The sequence below is a fragment of the Streptomyces actinomycinicus genome, from assembly GCF_016741775.1.
Classification (GTDB): Bacteria; Actinomycetota; Actinomycetes; order Streptomycetales; family Streptomycetaceae; genus Streptomyces; species Streptomyces actinomycinicus.
Genome location: NZ_JAERRK010000027.1, coordinates 49,407 through 74,021, shown reverse-complemented (window position 1 = coordinate 74,021; position 24,615 = coordinate 49,407). Strand labels below are relative to the sequence as shown.

The window sequence follows — 24,615 nt, the reverse complement described above, 5'->3', positions numbered from 1 at the left end:
CGCCCTCGGACCCAGCCGCCCCCCTGTCGGCACGCCCTCGCGGCACCGGAACCACGCCGACGGCGCCGTCGGCTCCGCCCGCCGCGGTGTCGATCCCGCCCCACGCGACCGGAACCGGACCCGAAGCGGGGGCCGCAACTGGCGCCTGAGCCGGAACCGTCTCCGCAGCGCCGACCGGCAGGGCCGCGGCCTGTCCCGCACGGCGCTGCCGGAAGCCGGCGTCGGCGCAGGTGTCCCCAGAGGTGCCGGCGTCGGCAGAGGTGCCGGCGTAGGTGGCGTTAGCGCTGGTGTCGACGCTTACGCTGGCGTCGGCGTAGACGCTGGCGTCGGCGTCGGCGTCGGCGTCGGCGCCGCGGTCGGTGCCGGTCTTCTGCGGCAGGGCCGCCAGGGCCGCCGAGGCGGCCGTCGCCGCGCGCAGGTCCAGGCGGTCGCCGGTGCCCCGGGCTCGGTGGCGGAGTTCGTCGGCCGCGAGGCGCAGCAACTGCGGCAGCAGGTCGTTGCACCGCCGGATCACCCAGCCGGTCCCGGCCGTGGCGAGCCACCACAGGCTGGCCGTCCTGGTCGGCGCGGGGAACTCCGGCTCGGGGGACGGCGGTTCGCCGCTCGCACGACCGGCCTCGGCGAGCAGGGCGTGGTAGTGCAGGGCGAGCCGGCGGTGGCCGCGCTCGCCCGGGTGCAGCCGGTCCGCGCTCCACAGGCTCCGGTCACTGACCCAGGATCCGTCCGCCGCGTGCAGGTGGACGGCGCCGTACCGGTCGGACAGGGCGTGGACGACCGTGTTGACCGCCCGCTGCCGGCGGGCCAGCGGGCGGGCCAGGGCGTCCGGGAGCCGGAGCATCGCGCCGGGGTCGGGCAGGCAGGCGGTGAGCAGGGTGGCGCCCTGGCCGGCGAAGACCGCGTACACCTGGTCGAGATGGGCGGCCACGGCGTGGATGTCGAAGGTGTGCCGCAGCGTGTCGTTGACGCCGATGACCACGGACACCAGGTCGGGGCGCAGCTCCAGGGCGGCCGGAGTCTGCCGTTCCAGCACGTCCCGGGTCTGTGCCCCGCTGACCGCGAGGTTGGTGAACCGCACGTGGTCGCTGTTCTCGGCGAGCGAGGGCGCCAGCAGGGCGGCCCAGCCCCGCCACCCGGTGCCGACCGGGTCGCCCACTCCCTCGGTCAGCGAGTCCCCGAGGGCGACGAAGCGGACGGATCTCATGCCACGCCCTCCGGCACGGTGGGACGGGATCCGGCGGGGCGCAGGACCTCCGCGTCGTGGGCCGCGAGGAAGGCCTCCACGGCCGCTCCCCAGCCGAAGCACTCCGCACGCGCGCGTGCCGCGTCCCGCCGCTCGGGCTCGCGGCGCTCCAGGAGCAGTTCCACGGCGTCCGCGAACGCCTCTCCGTTGCCGGCCGCGGCGGCTCCGGCGGACCCGATGACCTCGGGCAGCGCGGACGACGCGCTGGCCACGACGGGCGTGCCGCACGCCATGGCCTCCAGCGCGGCCAGGCCGAAGGTCTCGGCGGGCCCGGGCGCGAGGCAGACGTCGGCGGACGCCTGGAGCGCACCGAGGGCGGCGCGGTCGGCGACGTGCCCGAGGAAGGCCGCCGGCAGCCCGCGGTCCCGGGCGCGCTGCTCCAGCCGGGCCCGCAGCGGCCCGTCCCCGGCCACCACGAGCACCGCCCGCCGGCCGCGCCGCAACAGCGCCTCCAGGGCGTCCAGAGCCGTGCCGGGGCGCTTCTCCACGGACAGCCGGGAGGCCATCACGAGGAGCGCCTCGTCCCCGCGCGCGTGGAGCGTGCGCAGCCCGGGGTCACGGAGGCCGGGGTGGCGTTCCGTCAGGTCGACGCCGAGGGGGGCGCGTACGACGTTGCGGGCGCCGATGCGGACGAACTCGCGCTCGGCGAACTCGGTGGTGCACACCACCCGCGAGTAGACGTGTGCGGTCCGGGTGTTGAGGCTGTCGGCGGCGCGCCGGGCGAGGTGCTCGGGCAGGCCCCAGGTGCGCAGCACGCCGTCGGCGGTCTCGTGGGAGACCATGACGGCGGGCACGCGCGCGCGACGGGCCCAGCGGCCGGTCCAGCGCAGGGTGGTCCGGTCGGAGACCTCCAGGCGGTCCGGGGCCAGTTCCTCCAGGAGGGCGGCCACGCGCCGCTTGTCGGTGAGGACGCGGTAGCCGCCCGTGCCGGGCAGCAGCGGGCCGGGCAGGGTGATGACCCGGCCCTGTTCGGTCTCGCGGTCGGTGTGCCGGTCGCCGGGGATGATCAGGACCGGCTCGTGGCCCGCCGCGCGGAAGCCCTTGCCGAGTTCCCGCAGGGCGGTGCGCAGGCCGCCGGAGGCGGGGGCGACGAAGTTGGCGAGGCGGACTATGCGCAGGGACGGGCCGGTCATGCCGCCACCGCCGGCGTGCGGGCCGCGAGTACCGCGTCGTAGTGGGCGATCAGCTGGTCGCCGACGGCGGCCCAGGTCCGGCCCTCGACCATCGCCCGGGCGGCGGTGCCGAACGCGGCGCGCCGTGCGGGGTCTGCGGCCAGCGCGCGGACCGCCTCGCGCACGGCGTCGGCGTCGCGCGGCGGGACGAGCAGGCCGGTGCGGCCCTGGGCGACCAGGTCGAGGGGGCCGCCGGCGGCGGGCGCGACGACGGGGACACCGCTGGCCATGGCCTCCTGGACGGTCTGGCAGAACGTCTCGAAGGGGCCGGTGTGCGCGAAGAGGTCCAGTGAGGCGAAGATCCGGGCGAGTTCGTCCCCGGTGCGGCGGCCGAGGAAGACGGCGCCGGGCAGGGCCTCGGTCAGCTGGGGCCGGCTGGGGCCGTCGCCGACGATCACCACCCGTACGCCGGGGAGTCCGCAGACCCCGGCGAGGAGTTCGACGTGTTTCTCGGGGGCGAGCCGGCCGACGTAGCCGACGATCAGCTCCCCGTTCGGGGCGAGTTCGCGGCGCAGCGCCTCGTCCCGGTGCTGTGGCCGGAAACGTACGGTGTCCACGCCGCGCGGCCACAGCCGTACCCGCGGTACGCCGTGCGCCTCCAGATCGGACTGCGCGGCGCTGGAGGGGGCCAGGGTGCGGTCGGCGGCGGCGTGCACGGAGCGGATCCTGCGCCAGGCGGCGGCCTCTCCGGCGCCCATGTAGGTGCGGGCGTAGCCGGCCAGGTCGGTCTGGTAGACGGCGACGGCCGGGATGCCGAGCCGGGCGGCGGCGGCCATGCCGCGGACGCCGATGACGAAGGGACTGGCCAGGTGGACCACGTCGGGGCGGTGCGCGACGAAGGCCGCGGCGAGCCGCCGGCTGGGCAGGGCGACCCGGACCTGGGGATAGCCGGGGAGCGGGAGGGAGGGGATCCGGACGACCGGGCACGGGGCGTCCGTGTCCGGGCCGCTGCCGGGGGCGGGGGCGGGGGCGACGACGAGCGGGTGGTGACCGCGATCTACGAGGTGCCGGGCGGTCTGAAGCGCGCAGTGGGCCACGCCGTTCACATCGGGGGGAAAGGATTCGGTCACGATGACGACACGCATACGGGTGTTGTCGCCGCGCCGGAAGTGCCCGCGTCGACTTCGATCTTTCCGGGCGGGGAACGTCCCATGAGCGTTGGACTGCACACCCGAGCAGGTCAGACGGCCGTCATGGCCGCCTGACCTGCGGGCCACCCGGTGTTCACCCGGCGGGCGGTCGTCCGCCCGGGCGGGAGGCGCGGTACGGGCCGGTCCGGGCGGGGCTCAGCCGAGGGCCGCGTCGGGTCCGATCCGGCTGCGCACCGCCGTCTGCACCTCGGCTTCCTCGGCGGGGTCCGCGGCCAGGCGGCGCAGCCGCTCCACGACGCGGGCGTCACCTGTCTCGGCGTGCCGGGCGGCGAGTTCGCGGGTGGTCTCCTCGCAGTCCCACAGGCACTCGACGGCGAAGCCGGTGGCGAAGGAGGGATCGGTGGCGGTCAGGGCGCGGGCGGCGCGACCGCGGAGGTGGGAGGAGGCCGTCTCGCGGTAGACGTGGCGCAGGACGGGCGCGGCGCAGGTGATGCCGAGGCGTCCGGCACCGTCGACGAGGGTCCACAGGGTGGGTGCGTCCGGGCCTTCGCCGCGCACCGCCTCGCGGAGGGCACCGAGGACCAGGTCGCGGTCCTGTGCGCCGCCGCGGCAGGCGAGCATGCGGCCGGCGGCGGCACCGAGCGCGTCGGGGCGCTGGGCCCAGCCGCGCGCGCGGTCGACTGCGGCGACGCTGCGCATCCGTTCGAAGGCGTCGACGGCGGCCTCCACGACGACAGCGGTACCGTCGACGACCGCGGCCTCGATCAGGCCGAGGGCGTCGGGGTCGTTGCTGTCTGCGAGGTAGCGCAGTGCGGTGCAGCGGGCTCCGTCGTCGCCGTCCCTGGCGGCCCGCAGGATCTCGGGCCGGTCCTCGGGGCCGGCCACGGCCACCAGGCACCGGGCGGCGGGCACGTGGAGGGCAGCGCCGCGCTCCAGGCCCTGCTGGGCCCACTCGAAGACGGCGCGCACGCTCCAGCCGGGGCGCGGGCCGGTGGGCCGCATCTGCCGCTGCCAGCGGTCGAAACAGCCGGTTTCCTGGGCGGCACGCACGCGCGTACCGATCGATTCCCGCGGATCGTCGGCCCACAGCCGCCAGGGCCGTGGCTCGAAGGCGTCGCGTACGGCGGCGGCCAGCTCGGCCTCGCCCTCGGGATCGGTGCCGAAGCGGGCCAGGACGGGGGCGGCGAGGGCGCGCAGCCCCGCGTCGTCGTCCCGCAGGGCCAGCTCGTCCAGGGCCCACGCCCAGTTGGAACCGTGGGCGGCGTACCTGCGCAACAGTTCGAGGGCGTCCCGCCTGCCGTACGAGGCGAGGTGCCCGAGCACGGCCAGGGCGAGGCCGGTGCGGGACTCGTCGGTGTCGAGGACGTCCTCGGGACCGAACAGGTGCGCCTGGACGGCGTCCAGCTCGCCGTTCAGATCGAGGTAGAGGCGGGCGTAGTACAGGGAGCGGTTCTCCACCTGCCAGTCGTGGCGGGGGTCGCGCAGCACACAGTGGTTCAGGGCCGCGAGCGCTTCGGCGCGCGGGGCCGTGAGCGCGTGCAGCGTGCCGTCACCACGGCCGCGCTGGAGCAGCCCGAGCAGCGTACCGCTGGGCGCTATGACCGGATCGAACATGGGAAACAGCCTCACATCAAGCGTCGACGCAACCGGGGAACACGCACTACCTGGCCGCGTGACACAACGTCGGAGCGCCCGCCGTCTCTTGCTTGCTGTAGACCATCTCTCTCTGCCTCTCGTCGGTGGCCCATGCGGACCGCATCACGGCCCGCGCGGTGCGGCAACACCTGCCCAGCCATCGCGTCCGTGAATCACGTCGTCATGATGACCCGCGGTGTGAGCTGCCGCGACCGTATTTCCGGCGGCCCTTTACCGCCTCCCCCGTTTTCTGTTTCGTACCTGGTCAGGACACTTGGCTCAGTGTGCGCCGAACAGTTCCAGAAGTTCCGTCTTGGCGAACATCCGGGCCGTGTCCACGGCCGAGGGCGTGCCCGCGGAAGGATCGGCTCCGCCCTCCAGGAGGGCCTTGATGACGTCCGTCTCACCCTTGAAGACGGCACCGGCGAGCGGGGTCTGGCCCCGGTCGTTGATCTGGTCCGCCGCCGCGCCGCGGGCGAGCAGCGCACGGACCGCGTCGGCGTGACCGTGGTAGGCGGCGAGCATCACCAGGGAGTCGCCGCGGTCGTTGGTGAGGTTGGCCGGAACACCCGCGTCGACGTACGCCACGAGCGCCTCGGTCTGCCCCTGCCGGGCCAGATCGAAGATCTTGGTCGCCAGCTCCACGACCTCGGGGTCGGGGGCTTCACTCATCGGCCGGACCGCCTCTCCATGCGCGTTCGGGGACTGCTTCGGGGACTGAGCGAGCGTACGGCAGCGCAGGGAACGCAGCCGTACGAGTGAATCGCCAGCGTACTGGCTCCTGCGGCACATGACCCGATGTGCCCGAGGTAAAGATCACCAACGGCCCGGTCCCAGCCGTTCCGCCTGGTCAGCGGCGCCGGAAGACACTCCGCCGACTGGGGGAAATCTACCGGATTCCACCCAGTTGCACCTTTAATAGTATGGATACATCCTGTGATCCTGGAAGAACTCATGGTGACTGTCCCCCACCTTCGACACCAGGAGGCCCGAAATGATCCTCTCCCTGTCTGGCGTGTTCCTGCTCGGCGTCGTCGTCTTTCTCTTCTTCCGCAAGGACGGACTGAAGGGCTCGCACGCGACGGTCTCGGCGCTGTTCGGCTTCTACCTGTCGAGCACGGCCATCGCACCGAGCATCAAGGCCGGCGGCGAGAGTCTCGCCAGCCTCCTCGGCGGTCTCAAGTTCTGATCCCGCCAGCCCCGCCCGCACGCACGATCAGGAGACAGCAGTGGCCCGGCGCCCTCTCCCCCGCATCCTGAGCAAGGACAGCGCCCAGATCGCCCGGACGCAGATCGCCCGGAGCAGGGAGCTGGCCCGGACGGCGGCCGACAGCGCCACCGACGTCCTGCACCCCCTGATCACCGTCACGCGCGGGTTGCGCCGGCTGGGCTCCGCCGGGCGGCGCAAGTGGGCGGACACGCCCAAGGACAAGCGGGGGCCACTGCTGTTCCTGGTGGCCTCCCTGTTCCTGGTCGTGGCCCTGGTGCCGTACGGGCCGCTGCTCGCCGTCATCACCGTGATGGCGGCCGCGGCCTGGCAGGGCCGCGACCGCACCCCCGCGGAGCCCGAAGGGCCCGACGAGACCCAGAAGGAGCGGCTGCAGTCGCTGTACGAGGCCCTGGTGCCGTACTTCACCGGCGCCGAGGACCCCGCGCCGCTGTACGCGCACGGCGGGGACTGGGAGAAGGTCTTCTCCGCGCCCGAGTTCGACGACGCCGGGCGCGTCGGACACCTTGTGATCCGCTACCCGGCGTACTTCCCGGACGGCGAAGCCCCGGCCCGCGCACGGATCGAGCAGCTGCTCACCGCGAAGGCCGGGCGGGGCCGCGAGTACCACTTCTCGTGGGACGAGGCGGGCAACCAGCTCGCCGTCACCGCCCTCGCCCCGCTGCCCGCCGACATCCCGGCCCAGCACTTCGTCACCGCGCCCGGCGAGACCGTCCTCGGCTTCACCGACCCGAGCGAGGTCCAGCGCACGCTCCCCCTGTCCTACGGGGAGGAGGAGATCGACGTCCCGCCGGTCGTGTGGCGCACCGGCATCCGCTCCACCGAGCCGCACCTGCTGGCCATGGGCCACCCCGGCAGCGGCACGTCCACCCTGCTGCGTTCCATCGCCCTGCAGGCCCTGCAGTACGGTGACGTGCTGATCGTCGACGGCGGCGGCACCGGCGAGTACGCCTGCCTGACCGGCCGGAACGGCGTCCTGGGCGTGGAATGCGCCCTCCCCGGGGCACTGGCCAGCCTGGAGTGGGCGGCGCAGGAGACCGAGCGCCGGCTCATCGCGATCAATCTGGCCCGGCAGGCGGGCGACCCGCCGCCGGAGGACACCCGGCGCCCGCTGTGGCTGCTGCTGGACCGTCCGACCGTCTTCACGCACCTCGCCACGACGGAGGGCCGCAAGGAGCCGCAGACCCTGCTCCAGGTGCCGCTGCGGCACGGCAGGGCGGCGAACGTGACCGTGGTCGTGGCCGAGCAGTTCGACGGCGCGGAGGCGTTGAGCGACGGGGTACGACAGCACACGCGCGCGCGTGTCGTGCTAGGTGCCGCGACGTCACGGCAGGTGGAGGCGGTTCTCGGGGTGCCGCCGCACACGACCACGCCGGCGCACGTGCCGCCCGGGCGGGGGTACGCCCGGCTGGGCTCCGGCCCGGTGCACCGGCTCCAGGTGCCGCGTACGCCGGATCCGTACGACGACGCCACGAGTGACGCCGACCGGCAGGCGGTACTGGAGTTGCTGCCCGCGCGGGCCACCGCCGCGGAGCCCGGGCCGGGGGATCTCGCGAAGCCGGCACTGGAGAAGACACCGGCGATCGCAGAAGCGATGGCGGCCGAGAGCTAGCGGCTACGCCACGAACGTCCGCGGGGCCTCGCTCGCCCCCGTCGCGCCCGATTCCACCAGGCGGGCCGCGGCGGCGAGCCGGGCGGCCGCTTCGTCCGCGACCGCTCCCCCGACGGTGAACGGCAGCCGTACGTAGCCCTCGAACGCGCCGTCGACACCGAAGCGGGGGCCGGACGGGACCCGGACGCCGGCTCGTTCGCCCGCCTCCGCGAGGCGGGAGCCGGAGAGGCCACCGGCACGGACCCAGAGGGTCAGACCGCCGCTCGGAACCTCGAACTCCCAGCCCGGCAGCTCCCGGCGGATCGCGGCCACCAGTGCGTCACGGTTCTCCCGCGCCTGCGCCCGCCGCAACTCGACCGCCTGCTCCCACCCCCCGGTGCTGAAGAGCCAGTTCACCGCGAGCTGCTCCAGCACCGGCGTCCCCAGATCGGCGTACGCGCGCGCGGCGACCAGGCTGCGGATGACGTCCGGCGCCGCCCGCACCCAGCCGATGCGCATGCCCGCCCAGAACGCCTTGCTCGCCGAGCCGACCGTGATCACCGTGGAGCCGGCCGGGTCGAACCCGCACACCGGGCGGGGCATGCCGCCGTCCCGGAAGCCGTCCTCGAGCCAGAGTTCGGACATCGTCTCGTCGGCCACGAGCACCGTGCCGGCCGAGCGGGCCGCGTCGACCAGCCGGCGCCGCTGGTCCTCGTCGGCGAGCGCCCCGGTGGGGTTGTGGAAGTCGGCGACCACGTAGGCGATGCGCGGCGCGGCCTCGCGCAGGACCTGCCGCCAGCGGTCCATGTCCCAGCCGGACAGCCCCTCGGCCATCGCGACCGGTACGAGCCGGGCGCCCGCCTCCCGCATCAGCTGGAGGATGTTGGCGTAGGACGGCGACTCCACGGCGATGCGCTCGCCCCGGCCCGCGAACAGGTGGCAGATCGCGTCGATGGCTCCCATCGCACCGGTCGTCACCATGATCTGCTCCGGCATCGTGGGGATCCCGCGCGCGGTGTAGCGTTCGGCGATCATCGAGCGCAGGGCGGGCAGTCCGGCCGGGTAGTCGCCGTGCGTGTGGGCGTACGGCGGCAGTTCCTCCAGGGCACCCTGCACGGCCCGGGTGAGCCACGGCTCGGGCGCCGGGAGGGAGGCGCAGCCCAGGTCGATGACCGAGCCGAGGGCCTCGGGTGGCAGCGGTTCGAGGCCGCGGGCGGGGATCGGGTTGCCGGCCGGTACGGCGGTCCAGCTGCCGGCTCCGCGCCGGGACTCCAGGAAGCCCTCGCTGCGCAGCGCCTCGTACGCCGCCGCGACCGTCGTACGGCTCACGGAGAGCGCCATGGCCAGCTCACGCTCCGCGGGCAGGCGGGCGGCGACCGGGACCCGGCCTTCCAGCACCAGCAGCCGGATGCCGTCGGCGAGGGCGCGGTAGGCGGGGGGACGGCGGCTGCCGGGACCGGCCGGACGGTCCTGCTGGGAGTTCAGGAGCCGGCCGAGCTGCGCGGCTCCCACCGCCGAGGTCCAATGCGCCATGACGATCAGTCCACCTTCCCCGAATTGGCCATGGATGGGGATCCACCCCAAGCCACAGAGTGTCATGCGCCAGGCCACTGTCACCACCCAGGGGGGTATCCCTTGTCCCTTGCCAGCGACCCCGCTCCCACCGAGGAGTCCGCTCCCGGCGACCCCGCGCCCACGGAGCCCGGCCACCGCAGCCCCGCTCCCACCGAGCCCGGTCCCCGCCGCCCCGCCGCCACCGAACCCGGCCCCCGCGGTTCCGCGGCCACCGGCCCCGGAACCGGCGACCGCTCCGGGGCCGGCGCCTCCGGTTCCGGTGACGCGCGGGTCAGCGGGCCGGCTTCCGACGGCTCCGGGCCCGGCCCCCGCCGTCGTGCCGGACGGCGGCTGATCCAGCTCTACGCCGGACTCGCCCTCTACGGCGCGAGTTCCGCGCTGCTCGTGGTGGCGGGGCTGGGTCTGGAGCCCTGGAACGTGCTGCACCAGGGGCTGGCGGAGCTGACCGGGCTGAGCATCGGGGTGGTGTCGATCGTCGTCGGCGCCGCGGTGCTGCTCCTGTGGATCCCGCTGCGCCAGCGCCCCGGGCTCGGCACGGTCTCCAACGTGTTCGTGGTCGGCCTCGCCATGGACGGCACGCTCGCCCTCCTCCCGGACGCGCACTCCCTCGCCGTACGCGTGCCGCTGCTGCTCGCCGGGATCGTGCTGAACGGCATGGCGACGGGTCTGTACATCACGGCACGCTTCGGGCCGGGCCCGCGCGACGGGCTGATGACGGGACTGCACCGGCGCACCGGCCGCTCGATCCGGCTGATGCGGACGGCGGTCGAGGTGGCGGTCGTGGTCACCGGGTTCGTCCTCGGCGGCACCGTAGGGGTGGGCACCGTGCTGTACGCGGTGTCCATCGGCCCGCTGGCCCAGGTCTTCCTGCGGGTTTTCGCCGTCGCGCCGGCATCGGCAGGCAGCACGGTCGTTGCCACCTCGACACCCGAGCGAGCGATACTGCCCGGGTGACGCTCACGACACCGCCCATACGCCACCCGTACCTGGACCATCCCGGACCGATCGCCTTCGCCCACCGGGGCGGGGCGGCAGACGGCCTGGAGAACACCGTGGCGCAGTTCCGGCGCGCGGTGGAGCTGGGCTACCGGTACATCGAGACCGACGTGCACGCGACGGCGGACGGCCTGCTGGTCGCCTTCCACGACGCCACCCTGGACCGGGTCACCGACGGGGCGGGCCGGATCGCCGACCTGCCGTGGGCGGAGGTGAGCCACGCGCGCGTGGGCGGCCGCGAACCGGTGCCGCTGTTCGAGGAGTTGCTGGACACCTTCCCCGAGGTGCGCTGGAACGTCGACGTCAAGGCGGAGCCCGCGCTGCGGCCCCTGCTGGCACTGATCGAGCGCCGAGACGCCTGGGACCGGGTCTGTGTGGGCTCCTTCTCCGAGGCGCGGGTGCTGCGCGCCCAGCGGCTGGCCGGGCCGCGGCTTGCGACCTCGTTCGGCACCCGCGGGGTGCTGAACCTGCGGCTGCGTTCCTGGGGGCTGCCGGCCGCGGTGCGCCGGTCGGCCGTGGCGGCACAGGTACCCGAGGCCCAGTCGGGCGTGCCCGTGGTCGACCACCGCTTCGTGCGGGTCGCACACGCGCGCGGGCTGCAGGTGCACGTCTGGACGATCAACGAACCGGAGCGCATGCACCGGCTCCTGGACCTCGGGGTTGATGGCATCATGACCGATCACATCGACACGTTGCGCAAGGTCATGGAGGACCGCGGCGTCTGGGTCTGAGCCCGGCCGTCCGACCCGAACCTTCGCAGTTCAGCGGGGAAGCGAGGGCACGGGTGGGCACCGACACCGTGCGTGCACGGGCGGCGGACGAGGCCGCCGGTCTCAGGCGCGAGCAACGCGGCTGGTACTTCTACGACTGGGCGTGCTCGGTCTACTCGACCAGCGTCCTGACCGTCTTCCTGGGCCCGTACCTCACCGCGGTCGCCGAACGGGCGGCGGACGCCGACGGCTATGTGCATCCGCTCGGCGTCCCGGTCCGGGCGGGCTCGTTCTTCGCCTACTCGGTCTCCCTGTCGGTGATCGTGGCGGTCGTCGTGATGCCGCTCGTGGGCGGCGCGGCCGACCGCACGGGCCGCAAGAAGCCCCTGCTCGCCGCGGCGGCGTACACCGGTGCGGCGGCGACCACCGGGATGTTCTTCCTGGACGGCGACCGCTATCTGCTCGGCGGGCTGCTGCTGGTCGTGGCCAATGCGGCGCAGTCCGTCGGGATGATGCTCTACAACTCCTACCTGCCGCAGATCGCCCCGCCCGAGCAGCGCGACGCCGTCTCCTCCCGTGGCTGGGCCTTCGGCTACGCGGCCGGTTCCCTGGTGCTCGTCGTGAACCTGGTGCTGTACTCGGCGCACGACTCCTTCGGCCTGTCCGAGTCGGCCGCGGTCCGCGTCTGCCTGGCCTCGGCCGGCCTGTGGTGGGGCGCCTTCACGCTGGTACCGCTGCGCACCCTGCGGGACCGGCACGCGCGCGTGGAGGGCGCGACGGCACCCGGGCTGCGGCAGCTCGCGGCGACGGTCCGGGACATGCGCCGGCACCCGCTGACCCTGGCGTTCCTGCTGGCGTACCTGATCTACAACGACGGCATCCAGACGGTGATCTCCCAGGCCTCGGTCTACGGCTCCGAGGAACTGGGGCTCGGGCAGTCGACGCTCATCGTGGCCGTACTGCTGGTGCAGGTGCTGGCGGTGGCGGGCGCGCTGGCGATGGGACGGCTGGCGCGGACGTACGGCGCGCAGCGGACGATCCTCGGCTCACTGGTGGCGTGGACGGTCACCCTGACGGCCGGCTACTTCCTGCCGGCGCGGGCGCCGGTGTGGTTCTTCGTGCTGGCCTCGGGGATCGGCCTGGTCCTCGGCGGCAGCCAGGCGCTGTCCCGGTCGCTGTTCTCCCACCTGGTGCCGCCGGGCAAGGAGGCCGAGTACTTCTCGGCGTACGAGATGAGCGACCGCGGGATGAGCTGGCTGGGGCCGCTGCTGTTCGGCATGACCTACCAGCTGACCGGAAGCTACCGCTCCGCGATCATCTCGCTCGTGGCCTTCTTCGTCCTCGGTTTCGTGCTGCTCGCACGGGTGCCGGTACGGCGGGCGATCAGCGAAGCGGGCAACGCGGTTCCGGAAAAGATCTAGCGCCGATTTAGCACTCGGCGTGAAAGGGCGGTAGTGTAACCGTTTGGCCTGCCAGGCGTACCGTTACTGCGCGTCAAAGATGCCGAAACGCTGGGTGACATCTGCTAGCAGATGTGACAAACCGGGCGCCTGTGGGTAGAACAAGGGGCGGCTACGACGGCGACGCATGACCCGGAACGGGAATCTTTACCGCCGACCGGACGTTGACCGGATGACGACGACAGCGACACCTGTCCTGTGGGCGACAAGCCCGGGAGGCACGATTCATGAGTGAGCGAGCTCTTCGCGGTACGCGCCTCGTGGTGACCAGCTACGAGACGGACCGCGGTATCGACCTGGCCCCGCGCCAGGCCGTGGAGTACGCATGTGAGAAGGGACATCGTTTTGAGATGCCCTTCTCGGTCGAGGCGGAGATCCCGCCGGAGTGGGAGTGCAAGGTCTGCGGGGCCCAGGCTCTCCTCGTTGACGGCGACGGCCCTGAAGAGAAGAAGGCCAAGCCCGCGCGTACGCATTGGGACATGCTGATGGAGCGGCGCACCCGTGAGGAACTCGAAGAGGTCCTCGAGGAGCGTCTGGCGGTTCTGCGCTCGGGGGCGATGAACATCGCGGTCCACCCCCGGGACAGCCGCAAGAGCGCGTAACGCGCAAACAGCACCGACGATCGCGGGCGCCGTACGTGAAGACGTACGGCGCCCGCGGTTTTTCATGCCGTGGTCCGACCGCGCGGTCTGCCCCGCCGCGGCCCGGAGGTCTGCCCGGCACCGGCCGGCTCAGCGCCTCAGCAGCGCTCAGCGCGTCAGTGGCGGCCACTGCTCCCGCGGTTCGGAGCGGTCTTCCCTGATCACCTCACCCGGCACCACCTTGCCGTCGGGCCGGTGCATGCGGGCCTGCTGGAAGGCGTCGCCGAGGCTGCCCGGCGTCGCCGTGCGCAGCCTCTTCTCCACTGCGTTCTCGGTGAAGCGGCTCAGCGCCTTCTGGACCGGCGGGAGCAGCAGGAGCAGGCCCGCCACGTCGGAGAGCAGGCCGGGGAGCATCAGCAGCAGGCCGCCGAGCATCGTCAGGCCGTTGCCGCCGCCGCGGGCGGGTGATCCGCCCCGCTGCAGTGCCTCGTTGAGGTTCTGGAAGGCGCGGCGGCCCGCCCGCTTGATGACCACGGAGCCGGCCACGACGCCCGCGACGAGCAGCAGGAACACCGTGAGGCCGCCTGCCGCGCCCGCGACCAGGGTCAGCAGCCAGATCTCCAGCACCAGCCATGCGGCGAGGCCCAGCGGCAGATACCTGCGCAGCCGGGAGCGACGGGGCCGGGTGGTGTACGGGGTGGTCGGAGCGCCAGTCGTCATGCACCCAGTGTGCCTGGGCGCGGCTCAGCACGGTATAAGCGTCCGATCAGCCGAAACCGTGCCCGGACCCAGGCCCGCCGACCGCCGCACAGGTCCGGTCCCACACCCTCGGCCCTGCTCGCACCGGCCCGCGGACCGGCCCCGCCCCCAGCGCCGCACGCACCGACCCGCAGACCAGCCCCGCGCCCAGCGCCGCACGCACCGACCCCGCGGGCCGGCCCCGCGCCTCAGTCCTGCTTGTCCTTGCCGGTGAGTTTGCCGAAGCGGTCGCCGACGCCCCAGGCGGTGACCCGCCACAGCGCCTCGACCACGATGTCGCGGCTCATCTTGGAGTCGCCCAGTTCCCGCTCGACGAAGGTGATCGGGACCTCGACGACGTGGTAGCCGGCCTTCACCGAGCGGCGGGCCAGATCGACCTGGAAGCAGTAGCCCTGCGAGGCGACCTCACCGAGGCCGAGGCCCTCCAGGGTCTCGCGGCGGAAGGCCCGGAACCCGCCGGTCACGTCCCGGATCGGCACGTCGAGCATGAGCCGCGAGTAGGTGGAGCCGCCCCGCGAGAGGAACTCCCGGGACTTCGGCCAGTTCACCACCCGGCCGCCGGGCACCCAGCGGGAGCCGAGGACCAGGTCGGCGCCCTTGAGCGCGGTGAGCAGCCGGGGCAGCTCCTCGGGCTGGTGGGAGCCGTCGGCGTCCATCTCGACGAGCACGCCGTAGTCCCGCTCCAGGCCCCAGCGGAAGCCCGCGAGGTAGGCGGCGCCGAGGCCCTCCTTGCCCTTGCGGTGCAGCACGTGGACGCAGTCGTCCTCGGCGGCCAGCTCGTCGGCGAGCTTCCCGGTGCCGTCGGGGCTGTTGTCGTCCGCGATCAGCACGTGCGCCTCGGGGACGGCCTTGCGCACCCGGCCCACGATGGCCTTGATGTTCTCCGCCTCGTTGTAGGTCGGGATGATCACCAAGGCCGTGCCGAGCGGACCGAACTGCCTCCCCTGGGCCGTGGCCGCGAGGGTCCCGTCGCCGTCGTTCACTGCTGCCCCTTCATGTCGTACGCAGAGGTCCACCATAGTGGCCGCGGCCTGGGGAGACGTGACGGCTCCCGCGGATGGTGGTGTCGATTCCACAAAAGCGGGGTAAGAGACCTTCTTTTGACGCCTTCCGGCTTCCTTTCGACGCCTTCCCCCGCGCTCCCGGCAGCCCGTTCGGCGCGGCGGATGGGGGCCCGGCGCCCTTCGGGCCGACCTGGGACCCGCTGGCTGCGGGTCGACCGAAGCCGTTGTCTACTGAGCACGCGGGCCCCACCCGGGTCACACCTGGCCGACCAGCTGGATCGCTCCCTTGCCGGCGCGGGCGCTGAGCCTGGCTCCCAGTGACGGTGCCCCGGTGCGGCACACCGTCCCTGACCCAGCGGCGCTGCGACGAGCCGTCTGAACGCTCCCCGGTCGGGCGTCCGGTGGTGGACTCGGACGAACCTACCGGCCCCCGGCCGTCGACTGTCAACAGTCGTCTGACCTGGGAAGAGACCACCGTTACGGCGCCTCGTGCAGAGGATGCGCAGGTGGGGCGGCGGAGCCGCGGCGGCCATCCGCGGCCGCGCCACCCCGGGAGATCACTCGCCCGGCCCTACGAACACCGTCCGGCCGCCCACCACGGTCCGCAGGCAGACCGGCAGGTCACGGCCCGGGGTCAGGTCGGGCAGGCCGGGGGTGCCGGAGCGCGGGTCGGTGGACCAGCGTGCGACCCGGTCGTCGGGGGCCTGGACGATCAGCTCGTCGGTGCGCCAGACGGCGTAGTCCGCGGGCGCGCCGGGGACCAGGACGCCGGCGTCGTCCCGGCCGACGGCCCGCCAGCCGCCGCGCGTGTGCGCGGTGAACGCGGCGCGGACGGAGATGCGGTGCTCGGGCGTGTGGTGGAAGGCGGCGGCACGGACGGTGCCCCACGGGTCGAGCGGGGTGACCGGGCTGTCGGAGCCGAACGCGAGGGGTACACCGGCGCGCAGCAGCGCGGCGTAGGGGTTGAGGGTGCGGGCCCGCTCGGCGCCCAGCCGCCGGGCGTACATGCCGTCCTCGCCGCCCCACAACGCGTCGAAGGCGGGCTGGACGGACGCGATCAGGCCCAGCTCGGCGAAGCCGGCGACCGTCTCGGGGGTGAGCATCTCGGCGTGCTCGACGCGGTGCCGGACCGCCCGGATCCGGGCGAGGCCCAGCTTCCCGGCTGCGGCGCGCACGCCCTCGACCACGGCGGACACGGCCGCGTCGCCGATGGCGTGGAAGCCGGCCTGCAGACCGGCCTCGGTGCAGGCCACGACGTGGGCGGCGACGGCGTCGGCGTCCAGGTAGGCGGTGCCGGTGTGGCCGGCGTCGGCGTACGGCTCGTGCAGGCAGGCGGTGTGCGAGCCGAGGGCTCCGTCGGCGAAGAGGTCGCCCGCGGCACCGGCCGCGCCCAGGTCGCGGGCCTTGGCGGCGTCCTGCTCGGCCCAGTAGCCGACCACGCGGGGGCCCGGCACCTCGGAGGCGAGCGTCAGCAGCGCGGTGAAGTCGTCCTCGGAGGAGATCTGCGGGCCGCCGCACTCGTGCACGGTGCCGATGCCGAGGGAGGCGGCGTGGGCCAGGGCGGTGCGCTGGGCCTCGGCCCGCTGGGCGGGGGTGACGGCGGCGAGGGCGGCCTCACGGACGGTGTGGTGGGCGTCCCGGGTGAGCGGGGCGTCCTCGCGCGGGACGTCGCCGGGGATCAGGTCCAGCAGGGCCGTGGTGACGACCGCAGAGTGCACGTCGATGCGGGACAGGTACAGCGGGCGTCCGCCGGTGGCCTCGTCCAGTTCCACGCGGGTGGGCGGACGGCCGCCGGGCCAGCGGGCGGCGTCCCAGCCGTGGCCCAGCAGGACCCGGTCGCCGGGGCGGGCGGCGGCGAACGCGCGGATCCGCGCGAGGGCCGCCTCGAGCGAGGACGTGTCCGACAGGTCCAGGCCGGTCAGGGCGAGGCCGGTGGCGGTGGTGTGCACATGGGCGTCGGTGAAGGCGGGGGTGACGAGGGCGCCGTCGAGGTCGACCACCTCGTCCACGCCGTCGGCGAAGGCGTCGGCGGCGCCCTCGGAGCCGACCCAGGCGACCTGCCCGCGCTCGACCACCATCGCGGTGGCGAAGGGGTCTGCGGGGCTGTGCACCTCACCGCGGCGCAGGAGGACGGTCTGGGGCTCGGCGGACTGCTCACTCATGGGCACAGTCTCTCGCGTGCACGGGGCACGCAGGGCACCGGGGCGGCTGGTTCAGATCTTCGGGGGACGCGCCTCGTAGGGGGTCGACAGGACCACGGTGGTGCGGGTGGAGACGCCGGCCAGCGAACGCAGCCGGGCGAGCAGTTCCTCCAGCTCGTGCGGGGTGGACACGCGCACCTTGAGGATGTAGTTCTCGTCGCCGGCCACGCTGTGGCAGGCCTCGATCTCGGGGACGCCGGCGAGGCGGTCGGCGATGTCGTCGGGGGCGCTGGGGTCGAACGGCTTCACCGAGATGAACGCGGTCATCGGCAGCCCGATGGCCTCGGGGTCGACCACCGCGGCGTAGCCGCGGATGACGCCACGCTGTTCCAGCCGGCGCACCCGCTGGTGCACGGCCGACGTGGACAGGCCCGTGGCCTTGCCCAAGTCTGTGTAGCTCATCCGCCCGTCCTTGACGAGCAGCTGCACGATCTGACGGTCCAGCTCCTCCATGCCGCCAAAACCTACAGTGCGCTTGATCTCCTCGGATACCTGAGAGGCGCAGGTCATTCCCGGTTCGGCAGAAAAAGCACCGGGAAGGGCACCTGCTCATGGCATGTGATGAACACCACACAGCTCGAACGGGCTCCGTGATGTTCTCGTGATTACCTCCGAGACCGGGCGGGAAGTGCTTGCTGTGGTCGAGGCCGCAGCGCCTTCACGGCCCAGCCTTAGGGGGAGAATCCCATGCAGAGTGTCAATCGCCCTGGCCGATCCGCGTCCAAGCGGCAGCAGCCGGTCGTCGAGCCCGAGCCGGAGGGCGTCGAACCCGACGCCTTCGACGAGGAACCGGACGCCTACGACACCTTCGAGATGTACCGGGTGATCTGCCCGGACTGCGCGCAGCCGATCGCGCTGCTGGCGGACGAGGAGGTCCTGCCGGAGCACGCGCTGTGCGCGTCGCCGTGGAACCCGTTCGGGCTCACGGTGTGTGCGGGCACGGGCCGTGCGGCGGCCGAGGCCGCCCCCGCGGACGAGTCCTTCGAGCCGCAGGAGCAGGACACGGCGCTGCTGCTGACGCTGCCCCAGGGGCTGGACTGGCGGAAGCAGCCCTTCTCGCACGTCGGCGGCCCGGGCTCGCGCCCGATGCGCGTGCCGGCGATGCGCCGCCAGGCCGCCTGAGCCGCCCCGCTCCGGCCCGGCCGCCCGGGCCGCCTCACTCCGCCCAGTAGGTGCCCTGCACCATGGCGCGCAGGCTGCCGTGGTGCAGGATCAGCGTGTCCGGGTCCGCCGGGACCGCGACCTCCCCGAAGTACGCCTGGCGGTAGGCGATGCGCAGCATGACGATCGCGTGCCGCAGGGCGGCGTACAGGGTGTAGAAGTCCATGTCCCGCGGGGTGTGGCCGGTCAGCCGCGCGTAGCGGGCCTCGACACGGTCGCGGCGCAGGAAGCCGGGCAGTCCGCGCTGTCCGGAGCCGACCGTGAGGTCGTGGAAGAAGCGGTGCAGATAGACCGTCCAGCCGAGGTCCACCTCGCGGGGGGCGAGTGCCGCCATCTCCCAGTCCAGCACGGCCACGGGCTCGAAGCCGTCGTAGACGACGTTCCCGATGCGCGCGTCGCCCCAGGTGAGGACGGGCTCGACCGGCTCACGCGGCCACAGCTGCGCCAGCCGGTCGAACGCGGCCTCGATCAGGGGCGACCGGGCGAGTCCGTCGATCACCCAGGCGTAGTAGGCGCGTTGGGCCGCCACGTGCCGGCGCAGCGCGTCGCCCTGCCCCGGCAGGGCGAGGAACTCGGCCTCGGGCAGGGGTGCTTGGTCGTGCAGCCGGGCCAGCAGTCCGATCGTGGCCGTTTCCAGGTGCTCGCGCTCGGCGTCGCTCGCCGCGTGCAGCCAACTGCCGTCGTAGGTGTACGGCATGACGTCCGGGGGCACGCGGCCCGCCGCCCGTTCCATGACGAAGAACGGTGCTCCGAGCGGGCCGGGGTCCTCCTCCAGCCAGAGCACCCGGGGCACGGGCACGTCCGTGTGGGCGGCCACCAGCTGCAGGGTGCGGTACTGGCGGGTCATGTCGTACTCGGGGAAGACCGTGTACGCCGCCGGGTCGGCCGCCAGGCGCAGTGCGCAGGAGCGGACCGGAGGCTGCGGGTGGTCGATGTCGAACAGCAGGGTCTCGCTGGACATGCCGTTGGAGGCCGGGACGGTGACGCCGGTCGCCTTGGCGCCGGGCAGCCGGGTGCCGAGCCAGGCGGTGAGGCGCCGGGTCAGTTCCCCGGGGTCGCGGGTGGTGGTACGGGGACGGGGTGCCGTGGCCATCTCGTCCTCCCTCAGGGCGCGACCGAGTCGAAGCCGGTGAAGCCGCTCGGGTCGTGCCGGCCGAACGTGCCGTGTTCGAAGATCCCGTGGCCGGTGCGCCCGTCGAGCCGGAAGCGGGCGGAGTGGTCGGTTACGCCGTACGCCGCCAGGGGGTGCGGCGCGGTCAGGTCGTACGTACGGCGGTCGACCCAGCCCCTGCCCTGCCAGGTCCCGTGCTGCCAGTCGTCGGCCGGCGGGTAGCCCGCGCCGAGGGCGAGCGGCGAGGAGGTGAGGATCTCCACCTCCAGCTCCTGCGGCTTGCGGGGGTCGCCGAGGTGGATGACGGCGCGCTCGGGGTGCCGGGTGCCGGACCGGTAGCCGATCTCGGCGTGCGGCCAGCCCAGTTGGCGGTCGCGCCGGCCGGGGCGGACCAGGGTGGCGTCGTTCAGGGAGCGGTGGCCGTCGGCGTCCTCCTGGGTGATGACCATCAGGAAGCGGTCCTCGAAGGCGACCGGGCACCAGATCCAGTGGAAGCCCCCGGTGGGGTGGTCGGCGGCGAGCCGGCCCCCGTCCTCGCCGGGGACCGGACGCACGCCCCAGCTGCGGTCGCGGGTGCCGGTCCAGCCCTCGGCGCGGACCCGGAACTCGGTACCGGCCGCCCGGATCTCGCCGGTGACCTGCCCCGCCTGGACGAAGCGGCGGCCCTCCAGGGTGAGCCGGTCGCCCCGGCGCTGGAGGTGGTGCGGCTCCCACAGGGCGGGGAAGGCCGCGGTCCAGGTGAGGTCGTACGACAGCTCCTCGTCGGTGCCGACCAGGCGTAGCTGCTGCAGCGGCCGTACCACCTCGATGCGCAGCGGGCCGACGGCGAGGTGCATCCGGTCCTCGCCGAGGGCGTCGGAGGCGCGCACGGCGTGCAGGGTGTTCCCGGTGCGGAAGGTGGCGTAGGCGTCGATCACGCCCAGGTTGGGGTAGACGCCGAGGCCGAGGATGAGCAGGGCGCTGCCCGTGTGGTCGAAGACGTGGAAGATGCAGCGGTCGTAGGCGTTGCGGTCACCGGTCGCCACGTGCTTCATGGACAGCGGTACCTGGTGCACCGGGTACTCGTCGAGCGGTACGGGACGATCGTCGGCCACGGACACCCCCTGAACGATGGTCAGCTGACGGTACGTCAGCTGACCGGAGGTGACCAGAGGGGGGACCGGACGCGTATGGACTGACGCTCGATTCCGCCGGGCGGTGACCTGTCCGGCCACCGCCGCGTTTCCCAGGCATGACCCCCATGTACTCGGCCACCGGGCGTCAGCGCCGCATCTTCGTACCCCGGCCGGCAGAATCGGTTCCGCCGCCCGCACCGCAGGATCCGCCCATCTACCGCGACCTCCTGCGGACCTGGGCCGACCGGGGCCGCACCCTGCCGGGCCGTGACGACCCGGAATGGGCCAGGCTCGCGGCCCCGACGGTCCTGAGGGGGCAGTTCAGCGACCCTCGGGTCCCGCCACGTGACGGGCGATGACCATCCGCTGGATCTGGTTCGTGCCCTCGACGATCTGCAGGACCTTGGCCTCTCGCATGTAACGCTCGGCCGGGAAGTCCGCGGTGTAGCCGTATCCGCCCAGTATCTGCACGGCGTCGGTGGTGACCTTCATGGCCGTGTCGGTGCAGTGCAGCTTGGCCATGGCGGCCTGCTTGGCGAACGGCCGGCCAGAGTCCCGCAGCCGGGCCGCCGCCAGGTAGAGCGCCCGGCCGGCCTCGATCTGGGTGGCCATGTCGGCGAGCATGAAGCGCAGGCCCTGGAAGTCGGCGATCGGACGGCCGAACTGGCGGCGCTCGGTCGCGTAGCCGACCGCCTCGTCCAGGGCGGCCTGGGCCAGGCCGATGGCGCAGGCCGCGATGCCGAGCCGGCCCGAGTCGAGGGCGGACAGGGCGATGGAGAAGCCCTGGCCCTCCTCGCCGATGCGCCGCTCGTCGGGTACCCGGACGCCGTCGAAGTGGACCTGCGCGGTGGGCGAGCCCTTCATGCCCATCTTCTTCTCCGGCGCCGCGCCGCTCACGCCGGGCGTGTCGCCGGGCACGAGGAAGGCGGTGATCCCGCGCGGCCCGTCCTCGCCGGTGCGGGCCATCACGGTGTAGAAGTCGGCGATGCCTCCGTGCGTGATCCAGGCCTTGGTGCCGTCGATCACCCAGCCGGCGCCGTCCCGGACGGCCTTGGTGCGCAGCGAGGCCGCGTCCGAGCCGGAGGACGGCTCGGACAGGCAGTACGCCCCGAGCAGCCCGCCGCCCAGCATCGCGGGCAGGTGCTCGACCTGCTGCTGCTTGGTGCCGTAGGTGGCGAGGGCGTACGAGGAGAGCGTGTGGACGCTGACGCCGAGGCCGACGGTGAGCCGGGCCGCGGCCAGTTCCTCAAGGACCTGGAGGTAGACCTCGTAGGGCTGCTCGCCGCCGCCGTACTCCCCGGCGTACGGCAGGCCCAGCAGGCCTGACTCGGAGAGCAGGGTGAAGACCTCACGCGGGAAGCGCCCTTCGTCCTCCTCCTGCGCGGCCTTCGGCGCGATCTCGCGCCGGGCGATGTCCCGGACGAGGTCGAGCAGGTCCCTCGCCTCTTCCGTGGGCAGTTGACGCTCCACCGGCTGCGGGTCGCGGTCGGACATGGCGTCGGGCTCCTCCCTGTTCGGGCACCGGCGGTCCGGCCCGGGGGTGGGGGCGGCTCCGCCTGATCGTGGTGCTGGGCCGAAGGCGCCCGCTCCCGGGTCCCGGAAGCTGCTGACCAGCGGCATGCGCTGTGAGTATGCCCGATCGGCGACTTCCAGTCACCAGTTAACGACCGCTTACTTCAGCAGTCCAGCCGGGACTCCGACGCGGCCCGATATTGGTCCGAACCATTGACCTAGTGGTCTAGTCCTCCTACTGTGCATGACCAACGCTTTACCGCGTTCATGCCAATCGGCGCGCGTTCCCCTCTCCCCCACGAGGAGCCACCCGATGCACATTCCCCACCGCTCGCTCCTGCGGACACTCGTCTCGGCCGCGTGTACCGCCGCCCTCGGGGCGGGCCTGCTGGCCGGCACCGGCACGGCGACCGCCGCGGCGCCGAGCGCTCCGCGGCTCAAGGCCGGATCCAAGGTCGTCGGCTACTTCACCGAATGGGGCACCTACGACCGCAAGTACTACGTCAAGAACGTCGAGACCTCGGGCTCCGCGGCCCGGCTGACCCACATCAACTACGCCTTCGGCAACGTCACCGGCGGCAAGTGCGCCCTGGGCGACTCCTACGCGGCCACCGACCGCGCCTACACCGCCGCCGAGTCCGTCGACGGCGTCGCCGACACCTGGGACCAGCCGCTGCGCGGCAACTTCAACCAGCTGCTGAAGCTGAAGAAGAAGCACCCCGGACTGAAGGTCCTGTGGTCCTTCGGCGGCTGGACCTGGTCCGGCGGCTTCGGCGAGGCCGCGAAGAACCCGGCCGCCTTCGCCCAGTCCTGCTACGACCTGGTGAAAAACTCCAAGTGGGCGGGTGTCTTCGACGGCATCGACATCGACTGGGAGTACCCCAACGCCTGCGGCAACACCTGTGACACCAGCGGCCGGGAGGCCTTCAGGAACCTGATGGCAGCCCTGCGGTCGAAGTTCGGCTCCGGCAGCCTGGTCACCGCGGCGATCACGGCGGACGCCACCAGCGGCGGCAAGATCGACGCGGCGAACTACGCGGGCGCGGCACAGTACGTCGACTGGTACAACCCGATGACCTACGACTACTTCGGCGCCTGGGACGCGACCGGTCCGACCGCGCCGCACTCCGCGCTGAACTCCTACGCGGGCATCCCGAAGGCGAACTTCCACACCTCGGCCACCATCGCCAAGCTCAAGGGCCTCGGCATCCCGGCGTCCAAACTGCTGCTCGGCATCGGCTTCTACGGCCGTGGCTGGACCGGCGTCACCCAGGCGGCGCCGGGCGGCACCGCGACGGGCCCGGCGGCGGGCACGTACGAGCAGGGCATCGACGACTACAAGGTGCTCAGGACCAAGTGCCCGGCGACCGGCACGGTGGGCGGCACCGCGTACGCCAAGTGCGGGAACAACTGGTGGAGCTACGACACCCCGGCGACCATCGGCACGAAGATGACGTACAAGAACCAGCAGGGGCTCGGCGGCACCTTCTTCTGGGAGCTGAGCGGCGACACCGCGAACGGTGAGCTGATCAAGGCGATCAACTAGCCCCGTCGCAAGGGATCGGGAGCGGAGGACCACGAGCCTCCGCTCCCTCGCGTTCAGCCGTCCCGGCGGGCGGGCGGCGGGGCCGGGTAGGCGGGGTCCAGCTCCTCGACAGCACGCAGGGCCCCGCCGAGGGTCTTCACCAGCAGTTCGCGCATGGTGTCGCGGGACAGCTCGGGGCGGTCGATCCAGTCCAGGGTTGCGCCCTCCACACTGCACACCCAGGCGAGCAGGCCCATCCGGGCCGGCGGGGCGATGTCCCTGCGGCCGTAGGCCCCTTCGGCGATGGTGGCGATGATCGCCTCCCGCACGCCGTCCCGGATCGCGTGCACCTCGGTGTCGAAACCTACGCCGCCGCTGACGATGGTGCGGTAGGCCGCCTGATGGTGCTCGGCGTAGCGCAGGTAACCGTCGATGGTGCGGTGCACCCGGTCCACGGCGGGCAGCTCGAGGTTGCCGGCGGCGGAGTCGACCAGTTCGGCGACGGAGTCCTGCACGATCGCCAGGTAGTAGCCGCGCTTGGACCGGAAGTAGTAGTAGATCAGTCCCTTGGCGACCCCCGCCTGGCGGGCGATGTCGTCCATGGACAGCGCGTCGTAGGAGGTGTCGGCGAACAACCTGCGGCCGATGGCGATGAGTTCGGCGCGACGCGCGACGGAACGCTCGGTGCCGCGCACCCGGGTGGCGGCACGCTGCTGCGGCATGTTCAAGGTCGACCCTGGTCTAGGCGCGGCGGGACATCCGCAGTATGTCAGAACAAGCCGCACAGGTGAGCGATCGGTCAGAGCAGGCCGAGCTGGGTCACGAGCATCGCGAACACGGCGACGAGGACCCAGCCCATGACGTGCTCGACGATCTTCGGGCCGTCTTCCTCGGGGCCGCCGGTGAGGGCGCGGGTGGCGGTGGCCGGATGTGCGGTCATGGTGTTAC

Annotated in this window: 22 protein-coding genes and 1 pseudogene; 8 read left to right on the top strand and 15 right to left on the bottom strand. The window is 73.1% G+C overall.

Features of this window, described 5'->3' with window-relative positions:
• Positions 1–376 precede the first annotated feature (376 nt).
• The 5 genes and pseudogenes from JK359_RS34680 to JK359_RS34660 form a co-directional block, all read right to left on the bottom strand.
• Positions 377–1,201 (bottom strand): annotated as a pseudogene (locus JK359_RS34680) (SGNH/GDSL hydrolase family protein); the annotation flags it as partial.
• Positions 1,198–2,373 carry a glycosyltransferase gene (locus JK359_RS34675; RefSeq protein ID WP_201843603.1) on the bottom strand — a complete coding sequence of 392 codons (1,176 nt, stop codon included), beginning with the start codon at positions 2,371–2,373 and terminating at the stop codon, positions 1,198–1,200. The pseudogene JK359_RS34680 and the gene JK359_RS34675, both read right to left, overlap by 4 nt.
• Entirely contained in the window at positions 2,370–3,497 is a 1,128-nt protein-coding gene (locus JK359_RS34670) for a glycosyltransferase family 4 protein (RefSeq protein ID WP_201843602.1), read from the bottom strand. Before JK359_RS34670 ends, JK359_RS34675 begins: the two co-directional genes overlap by 4 nt.
• Positions 3,498–3,698: 201 nt before the next feature.
• Positions 3,699–5,117 carry a HEAT repeat domain-containing protein gene (locus tag JK359_RS34665; protein WP_201843601.1) on the bottom strand — a complete coding sequence of 473 codons (1,419 nt, stop codon included), beginning with the start codon at positions 5,115–5,117 and terminating at the stop codon, positions 3,699–3,701.
• A gap of 300 nt (positions 5,118–5,417) precedes the next feature.
• Positions 5,418–5,810 carry an ankyrin repeat domain-containing protein gene (locus JK359_RS34660; protein WP_201825269.1) on the bottom strand — a complete coding sequence of 131 codons (393 nt, stop codon included), beginning with the start codon at positions 5,808–5,810 and terminating at the stop codon, positions 5,418–5,420.
• 322 nt (positions 5,811–6,132) lie between these two features.
• Here JK359_RS34660 and JK359_RS34655 point away from each other — a divergent pair, with 322 nt between their 5' ends.
• A complete protein-coding gene (locus tag JK359_RS34655) occupies positions 6,133–6,327 on the top strand; it encodes a hypothetical protein (RefSeq protein ID WP_031174416.1) in 195 nt (64 codons plus the stop codon).
• 40 nt (positions 6,328–6,367) lie between these two features.
• Positions 6,368–7,978, top strand: coding sequence for an ATP-binding cassette domain-containing protein (locus JK359_RS34650; RefSeq protein ID WP_201843600.1), 1,611 nt, complete (start codon positions 6,368–6,370; stop codon positions 7,976–7,978).
• Between the two features lie 3 nt (positions 7,979–7,981).
• Here JK359_RS34650 and JK359_RS34645 read toward each other — a convergent pair whose 3' ends face one another.
• Complete coding sequence (locus tag JK359_RS34645; RefSeq protein WP_201843599.1) at positions 7,982–9,490, bottom strand: SCO1417 family PLP biosynthesis transcription factor; 1,509 nt, start codon at positions 9,488–9,490, stop codon at positions 7,982–7,984.
• Positions 9,491–9,862: 372 nt separating this feature from the next.
• Here JK359_RS34645 and yczE point away from each other — a divergent pair, with 372 nt between their 5' ends.
• The 4 genes from yczE (at position 9,863) to JK359_RS34625 (ending at position 13,300) form a co-directional block, all read left to right on the top strand.
• On the top strand, positions 9,863–10,486 hold the full coding sequence (gene yczE, locus JK359_RS34640) for a membrane protein YczE (RefSeq protein WP_201843642.1): 624 nt from the start codon (positions 9,863–9,865) through the stop codon (positions 10,484–10,486).
• Entirely contained in the window at positions 10,483–11,259 is a 777-nt protein-coding gene (locus tag JK359_RS34635; protein ID WP_201843598.1) for a glycerophosphodiester phosphodiesterase family protein, read from the top strand. The genes yczE and JK359_RS34635 overlap by 4 nt, the downstream gene beginning before the upstream one ends.
• A 53-nt stretch (positions 11,260–11,312) precedes the next feature.
• Positions 11,313–12,659, top strand: a complete 1,347-nt coding sequence (locus JK359_RS34630; protein WP_201843597.1) for an MFS transporter — start codon at positions 11,313–11,315, stop codon at positions 12,657–12,659.
• 266 nt (positions 12,660–12,925) lie between these two features.
• On the top strand, positions 12,926–13,300 hold the full coding sequence (locus JK359_RS34625) for an RNA polymerase-binding protein RbpA (RefSeq protein ID WP_003977404.1): 375 nt from the start codon (positions 12,926–12,928) through the stop codon (positions 13,298–13,300).
• Between the two features lie 147 nt (positions 13,301–13,447).
• On the opposite strand, the gene fxsA is transcribed toward JK359_RS34625, so the two are convergent.
• The 4 genes from fxsA to JK359_RS34605 all read right to left on the bottom strand — a co-directional run bounded on the left by fxsA (position 13,448) and on the right by JK359_RS34605 (position 17,696).
• Positions 13,448–13,999 (bottom strand): FxsA family membrane protein, encoded by a 552-nt coding sequence (gene fxsA / locus JK359_RS34620; RefSeq protein WP_201843596.1) that lies wholly within the window; start codon positions 13,997–13,999, stop codon positions 13,448–13,450.
• 227 nt (positions 14,000–14,226) lie between these two features.
• Entirely contained in the window at positions 14,227–15,021 is a 795-nt protein-coding gene (locus JK359_RS34615) for a polyprenol monophosphomannose synthase (protein ID WP_201843595.1), read from the bottom strand.
• Between the two features lie 578 nt (positions 15,022–15,599).
• Complete coding sequence (locus tag JK359_RS34610; RefSeq protein WP_201843594.1) at positions 15,600–17,204, bottom strand: amidohydrolase; 1,605 nt, start codon at positions 17,202–17,204, stop codon at positions 15,600–15,602.
• A gap of 51 nt (positions 17,205–17,255) precedes the next feature.
• On the bottom strand, positions 17,256–17,696 hold the full coding sequence (locus JK359_RS34605; protein WP_201825251.1) for an Lrp/AsnC family transcriptional regulator: 441 nt from the start codon (positions 17,694–17,696) through the stop codon (positions 17,256–17,258).
• A gap of 234 nt (positions 17,697–17,930) precedes the next feature.
• Here JK359_RS34605 and JK359_RS34600 point away from each other — a divergent pair, with 234 nt between their 5' ends.
• Positions 17,931–18,365: a hypothetical protein gene (locus JK359_RS34600; RefSeq protein ID WP_201843593.1), complete on the top strand. Its 435-nt coding sequence runs from the start codon at positions 17,931–17,933 to the stop codon at positions 18,363–18,365.
• Between the two features lie 34 nt (positions 18,366–18,399).
• Here the strand turns inward: JK359_RS34600 and JK359_RS34595 are convergent, their stop codons facing one another.
• From JK359_RS34595 to JK359_RS34585, 3 genes are all read right to left on the bottom strand, one after another.
• Positions 18,400–19,497 carry a phosphotransferase family protein gene (locus JK359_RS34595; protein WP_201843592.1) on the bottom strand — a complete coding sequence of 366 codons (1,098 nt, stop codon included), beginning with the start codon at positions 19,495–19,497 and terminating at the stop codon, positions 18,400–18,402.
• Positions 19,498–19,508: 11 nt separating this feature from the next.
• Positions 19,509–20,609 carry an Rv3169 family protein gene (locus tag JK359_RS34590; protein ID WP_201843591.1) on the bottom strand — a complete coding sequence of 367 codons (1,101 nt, stop codon included), beginning with the start codon at positions 20,607–20,609 and terminating at the stop codon, positions 19,509–19,511.
• Positions 20,610–20,951: 342 nt separating this feature from the next.
• On the bottom strand, positions 20,952–22,124 hold the full coding sequence (locus JK359_RS34585) for an acyl-CoA dehydrogenase family protein (RefSeq protein WP_201843590.1): 1,173 nt from the start codon (positions 22,122–22,124) through the stop codon (positions 20,952–20,954).
• A 331-nt stretch (positions 22,125–22,455) separates the two neighbouring features.
• Here JK359_RS34585 and JK359_RS34580 point away from each other — a divergent pair, with 331 nt between their 5' ends.
• Positions 22,456–23,688 (top strand): glycoside hydrolase family 18 protein, encoded by a 1,233-nt coding sequence (locus JK359_RS34580; protein ID WP_201843589.1) that lies wholly within the window; start codon positions 22,456–22,458, stop codon positions 23,686–23,688.
• Positions 23,689–23,741: 53 nt separating this feature from the next.
• Here JK359_RS34580 and JK359_RS34575 read toward each other — a convergent pair whose 3' ends face one another.
• Together JK359_RS34575 and JK359_RS34570 are read right to left on the bottom strand one after the other, a co-directional pair.
• Positions 23,742–24,389 carry a TetR/AcrR family transcriptional regulator gene (locus JK359_RS34575; RefSeq protein WP_201843588.1) on the bottom strand — a complete coding sequence of 216 codons (648 nt, stop codon included), beginning with the start codon at positions 24,387–24,389 and terminating at the stop codon, positions 23,742–23,744.
• A 77-nt stretch (positions 24,390–24,466) separates the two neighbouring features.
• Positions 24,467–24,607, bottom strand: a complete 141-nt coding sequence (locus tag JK359_RS34570) for an SCO1431 family membrane protein (protein WP_201843587.1) — start codon at positions 24,605–24,607, stop codon at positions 24,467–24,469.
• Positions 24,608–24,615: the final 8 nt, after the last annotated feature.